The organism is Dietzia sp. Cai40 (genome assembly GCF_014145165.1).
Classification (GTDB): Bacteria; Actinomycetota; Actinomycetes; order Mycobacteriales; family Mycobacteriaceae; genus Dietzia; species Dietzia natronolimnaea.
This window is the reverse complement of sequence record NZ_JAALEB010000429.1, coordinates 1-4,628: the sequence shown is the minus strand read 5'-3', so window position 1 is coordinate 4,628 and position 4,628 is coordinate 1. Positions and strand designations below refer to the sequence as shown.

Genomic DNA, 4,628 nt, shown 5'->3' with positions numbered 1-4,628 from the left:
GGCAGGGCGGTCGGCGTGAGCGTCGCCGGCGCGGGCTCGCCGGGCGGAACCGGGATCCGCACGGTCCTGATCACCGGCGCCGGTCGCGGGATCGGCGAGGCCACCGCGCGCAGATTCGCCGACGCCGGCTACCTCGTGGGTGCCTTCGACCTGGAACCGTGCGAGTGGGCGCGGGGGGATGACCGCGTGGTCACCGGCGCATTGGACGTCACGGACCCGGCCGCCTGGGAGTCCGCCCTGGCGGAGTTGACCGACCGCTCCGGCGGTGCGCTCGACGTCCTGGTCAACAATGCCGGGCTGCTGTACGGGATGCCGTTCACGGATGCGAGCTACGAGCGGGACTCCGCGCTGGTGGACGTCAACGTCAAGGGCGTGATGTACGGCTGCCGGGCGGCGTTCGGATACCTGGAGAGGGCCCCGGCCCCGACCGTGGTCAACCTCTGTTCGGCGTCGGCGATCTACGGCCAGGCCGAGATGGCCGTGTACTCGGCCACCAAGTTCGCCGTCCGCGGCCTCACCGAGGCGCTGGACCTCGAATGGGGGCCGAAGGGCATCCGGGTGTGCTCGGTGTGGCCGCTCTACGTGGGTACCGGCATGCTCGAGGGCGTCGACACCGCCGGGATGCGGAACATGGGCGTCCGCCTGACCGAGGCCGACGTGGCCGGCGAGATCCTCGGGCTGGCCGAGCAGACGCGGCGCACCCCGTCCGGGGTGCTGGGTCGGATCCGCGGCGCCCTCGGTCGCGAGGTCCACCGGCCGGTGGGTACGCAGGCCACCGCGATGTACCTGGCGTCCCAGATCGGGCCGGGGCGGGTCATCAGGCTGGTCAATCGACGACTCACCTCGTGAGCGGCCCCGCTGCCGACCGCGAGGTGGCGACGGCGGATCCCGCCGCCGGGCCGACCGAGTGGGGCGATGGGCTCGTGGGCGTCGGACCGTGGGAGCTCGAGCGCCCCGGTGAGCCGCGGCCCACGGGCGACCGCTGGGATCCGGACCTGCTCGACTCGGGCGACCGCCGCAACGTGGTCGACCGCTACCGGTACTGGCGGCGAGAAGCGATCGTCGCCGACCTCGACACCCGGCGGCACCCCTTCCACGTGGCCATCGAGAACTTCGGTCACGACGCCAACATCGGCACCGTGGTCCGGACGGCCAACGCGTTCCTCGCGGCGGAGGTGCACATCGTGGGACGACGTCGCTGGAACCGTCGCGGGGCGATGGTCACCGACCGCTACCAGCACCTGCGCCATCACGAGGACGTGGCCGCGCTGATGGACTGGGCCGAATCTTCAGGGGTGCCGGTCGTCGCCGTCGACAACCTCCCCGGCGCCGAGCCGCTCGAGACCGCCCGGCTCCCGCGCGAGTGTGTGCTGCTGTTCGGTCAGGAAGGTCCCGGGGTCAGCGCCGACGCGCGACGACGGGCGGCGAAGACCGTGTCGATCGCCCAGTTCGGCTCGACCCGGTCCATCAACGCGGGCGTGGCCGCGGGGATCGCGATGCACGCGTGGGTCCGCGAGCACGCTGCGCCGACCTGAGCTGTGCTGACCTGGGCTGGCCGACCTGGGCTGGCCAACCTGGGCTGTGCCACCCGAGGTGCAACATCTATCTATTGATTTTCGATAGTTAATCATCCATAGTCGTGAGATGGAGATCGAAAGACGAGCGGTCCTGCCGCTGCGGGTGTCCCTGGTGGTGCTGTTCGCGGTACTGCTCCTGCTGCAGACCATGTCGTTGCCCGGGCAGTTCGCGCACATGGCTGAGACATCGCCGGGCGACGCACACCTGCGGTGGCCACTGACGGCGGTGTCGATCTACTGGGTGCTGTGCATCCAGGTCGTGGTGGTGGCCACCTGGAAGCTGCTCACGCTGGTCAAGGACGACCGCATCTTCACCGACGCGTCACTGATCTGGGTCGACGTGATCCTCGGGGCGATCGTCGCGGCCTGGGGGATGCTCGTGCTCGTCCTGGTGCTCGTGGGCGTCAACGCGAACGATCCCGGACTGCCGCTGTTGCTCTTCCTCGTCGTCGTCATCATCACCGTCGCGGCGCTGCTCATGGTCGTCATGCGGGCGCTCCTCCGGCAGGCCACCTCGTTGCGATTCGAGATGGACACGGTGGTGTGATGCCGATCGTTGTGCGGATTGACGTAGAGCTCGCCAGGCGCAAGATGAGCGTGGGTGAGTTCGCGGAGCGGGTGGGACTCACGCCGGCGAACGTCGCGGTGCTGAAGAACGGGCGTGCCAAGGCGGTGCGGTTCAGCACGCTCGAGGCCATGTGTCGCGTGCTTGAGTGTCAGCCCGGGGACCTGCTGGAATGGGTGGAGGAATGAGGAGCGCAGCGGGGTTCGCCCTGGTCCTCGTCGGGGTGCTGAGCGTGGTGGGCCTCGGGGGAGTGGCGATCGTCCTCGGCGGGGCGGACGACTCCCCGGGCCTTCAGGGGATCGGTGTGGTCCTGGTGGTCGGGGCGACGGTCGCCGCCCTCCGTTGGCGGGGCGGACGACCACGGTAGAGACCCGGCTCAGGCCGCCGGGGCGGAGGGCCCGTTGCGGATGCGGTCGACGAGCTTCGGCCCGGCGGTGACGGCCATCGGTATGACCGAGATCAGCACGATCCCGATGAGGATCAGGTCGATGTGCTCCTTGATCAGCGCGAATTGCCCCAACCATGCGCCGAGTGCGGTCACCCCCGCGGCCCACAACACCGCACCCACCATGTTGAACAGCACGAACACGCGGTAGCGCATCCCGGCCATGCCCGCCACCAGCGGCGCGTAGGTGCGGACGATCGGCACGAAGCGGCACAAGATGATCGTGGCCGGCCCCCACTTGTCGAAGAACTCGTGGGCCTCGCGGATGTAGACCTGCTTGAAGATCCGCCCGTCCGGCCGCTCCCGCAGGTGGTGGCCCCACCGGTTGCCGATGAAGTAGCCCACCTGGTCGCCGAGGAACGCCGCGATCGGGGCGGCCACCAGCACCACCCACAGTGGTGCGAAGGGGTTGTCCTGCTGGGTGAGCAGCCCCGCGGTGAACAACAGTGAGTCGCCCGGGAGGAACGGGAACAGCAGACCGGACTCGACGAAGACCACGGCGAGGAGAGCCGGGAGTATCGCGTTGCCGAACGGTCCGTCGCCGGACAGCCAGAACTCCGGGTCCATGAATCCGGGACCGAGCGCCAGGACGTGCTGGGCCTGTTCGGCCACCAGGTGCGTGTTCACCTCGGGAATCGTAGACCCGCTCTGCTGGGAAACGGCTGAAACCGTGCCCCCGCTGGTCCTCCGGGGCCCGCCACCTCGCGGTACCTCGTAGGATGGGATGAGTCACAGTGCCGAAATCTGGAGGATCGTCAATGCCTATCGCCACCCCGGAGCAGTACAAGGACATGCTCGACCGGGCTCGCAAGGAGGGCTTCGCCTACCCCGCGATCAACTGCACCTCCTCCGAGACCATCAACGCGGCCATCAAGGGATTCGCCGACGCGGGCTCGGACGGGATCATCCAGTTCTCCACGGGTGGAGCGGAATTCGGGTCCGGCCTGAACGTCAAGGACATGGTGACGGGCGCGGTCGCGCTGGCCGAGTTCGCGCACATCGTGGCCGAGAAGTATGACGTGTTGGTCGCGCTGCACACCGACCACTGCCCCGAGGACAAGCTCGACACCTTCGTGCGCCCGCTCATCCAGATCTCCCAGGAGCGCGTGGACGCCGGGCGTAACCCGCTGTTCCAGTCGCACATGTGGGACGGCTCGGCCACCCCGCTCGACCGCAACCTCGAGATCGCCAAGGAGCTCCTCGAGAAGACGGCCAGCGCCAACCAGATCCTCGAGATCGAGATCGGCGTCGTGGGCGGCGAGGAGGACGGTGTCGAGAACGAGATCAACGAGAAGCTCTACACCTCCCGCGAGGACTTCGAGGCGACCATCGACGCGCTCGGGGCCGGCAACACCGGGCAGCGCTACCTGCTCGCCGCGACGTTCGGCAACGTCCACGGCGTCTACAAGCCGGGCAACGTCGTGCTGCGTCCCGAGGTGCTCAAGATGGGCCAGGAGGTCGCGGTGGAGAAGCTCGGTCTCAACGAGGGTGACCTGCCGTTCGACTTCGTCTTCCACGGCGGCTCGGGCTCGGCCAAGAGCGAGATCGAGGAGGCGCTGAGCTACGGCGTCATCAAGATGAACGTCGACACCGACACGCAGTACGCGTTCACCCGCCCGATCGCCGGTCAGATGTTCGCCAACTACGACGGCGTCCTGAAGATCGACGGCGAGGTCGGCAACAAGAAGGTCTACGACCCGCGCTCGTACCTCAAGAAGGCCGAGCAGGGGATGTCCGAGCGGGTCGTCGAGGCGTGCAACGACCTCAAGTCGGCCGGCAAGTCCAAGGGCGCCTCTGCCTGACCAGCGGCTTCGGCCTGATCACACTCACGGCGACCCGACGGGGTCGGTGCCACCAGCGGCGTCTCTCCTCCAGTGGAGAGGCGCCGCTGTCGTGTGATCACCGGGTGGTCTGGGCGCCATGCCCGGCAATTCTGGATCGAACACTTGTGCTGTTCCGCCCCGGGCGATAAGGTGGATCACACGTTCGAATGGTGGCGAGTCCGATTGGCGCAGGGGGGTGCGGTGGTGGATCCGATGAT

General features: G+C 68.3%; 7 protein-coding genes. 6 read left to right on the top strand and 1 reads right to left on the bottom strand.

Annotation, left to right across the window (positions count from 1 at the left end):
- The first annotated feature begins 15 nt into the window (after nucleotides 1–15).
- The 5 genes from G6022_RS14945 (at nucleotide 16) to G6022_RS14925 (ending at nucleotide 2,509) form a co-directional block, all read left to right on the top strand.
- Nucleotides 16–849: an SDR family oxidoreductase gene (locus tag G6022_RS14945; RefSeq protein WP_182638816.1), complete on the top strand. Its 834-nt coding sequence runs from the start codon at nucleotides 16–18 to the stop codon at nucleotides 847–849.
- Nucleotides 846–1,535 carry an RNA methyltransferase gene (locus G6022_RS14940; RefSeq protein ID WP_347237786.1) on the top strand — a complete coding sequence of 230 codons (690 nt, stop codon included), beginning with the start codon at nucleotides 846–848 and terminating at the stop codon, nucleotides 1,533–1,535. The genes G6022_RS14945 and G6022_RS14940 overlap by 4 nt, the downstream gene beginning before the upstream one ends.
- Before the next feature lie 109 nt (nucleotides 1,536–1,644).
- On the top strand, nucleotides 1,645–2,124 hold the full coding sequence (locus G6022_RS14935) for a DUF2975 domain-containing protein (RefSeq protein ID WP_182638810.1): 480 nt from the start codon (nucleotides 1,645–1,647) through the stop codon (nucleotides 2,122–2,124).
- The gene (locus tag G6022_RS14930; RefSeq protein WP_179523505.1) at nucleotides 2,124–2,330 is read left to right on the top strand and encodes a helix-turn-helix transcriptional regulator; all 207 of its coding nucleotides are present in this window, start codon (nucleotides 2,124–2,126) and stop codon (nucleotides 2,328–2,330) included. Before G6022_RS14935 ends, G6022_RS14930 begins: the two co-directional genes overlap by 1 nt.
- Nucleotides 2,327–2,509 (top strand): hypothetical protein, encoded by a 183-nt coding sequence (locus G6022_RS14925; protein ID WP_179523504.1) that lies wholly within the window; start codon nucleotides 2,327–2,329, stop codon nucleotides 2,507–2,509. Before G6022_RS14930 ends, G6022_RS14925 begins: the two co-directional genes overlap by 4 nt.
- A 9-nt stretch (nucleotides 2,510–2,518) precedes the next feature.
- Here G6022_RS14925 and G6022_RS14920 read toward each other — a convergent pair whose 3' ends face one another.
- The gene (locus G6022_RS14920) at nucleotides 2,519–3,154 is read right to left on the bottom strand and encodes a DedA family protein (RefSeq protein ID WP_182638812.1); all 636 of its coding nucleotides are present in this window, start codon (nucleotides 3,152–3,154) and stop codon (nucleotides 2,519–2,521) included.
- 191 nt (nucleotides 3,155–3,345) lie between these two features.
- Between G6022_RS14920 and fbaA the strand changes: the two genes are divergently transcribed.
- Nucleotides 3,346–4,389 carry a class II fructose-bisphosphate aldolase gene (gene fbaA / locus G6022_RS14915; protein ID WP_182638808.1) on the top strand — a complete coding sequence of 348 codons (1,044 nt, stop codon included), beginning with the start codon at nucleotides 3,346–3,348 and terminating at the stop codon, nucleotides 4,387–4,389.
- The last annotated feature ends 239 nt before the right edge of the window (nucleotides 4,390–4,628 follow it).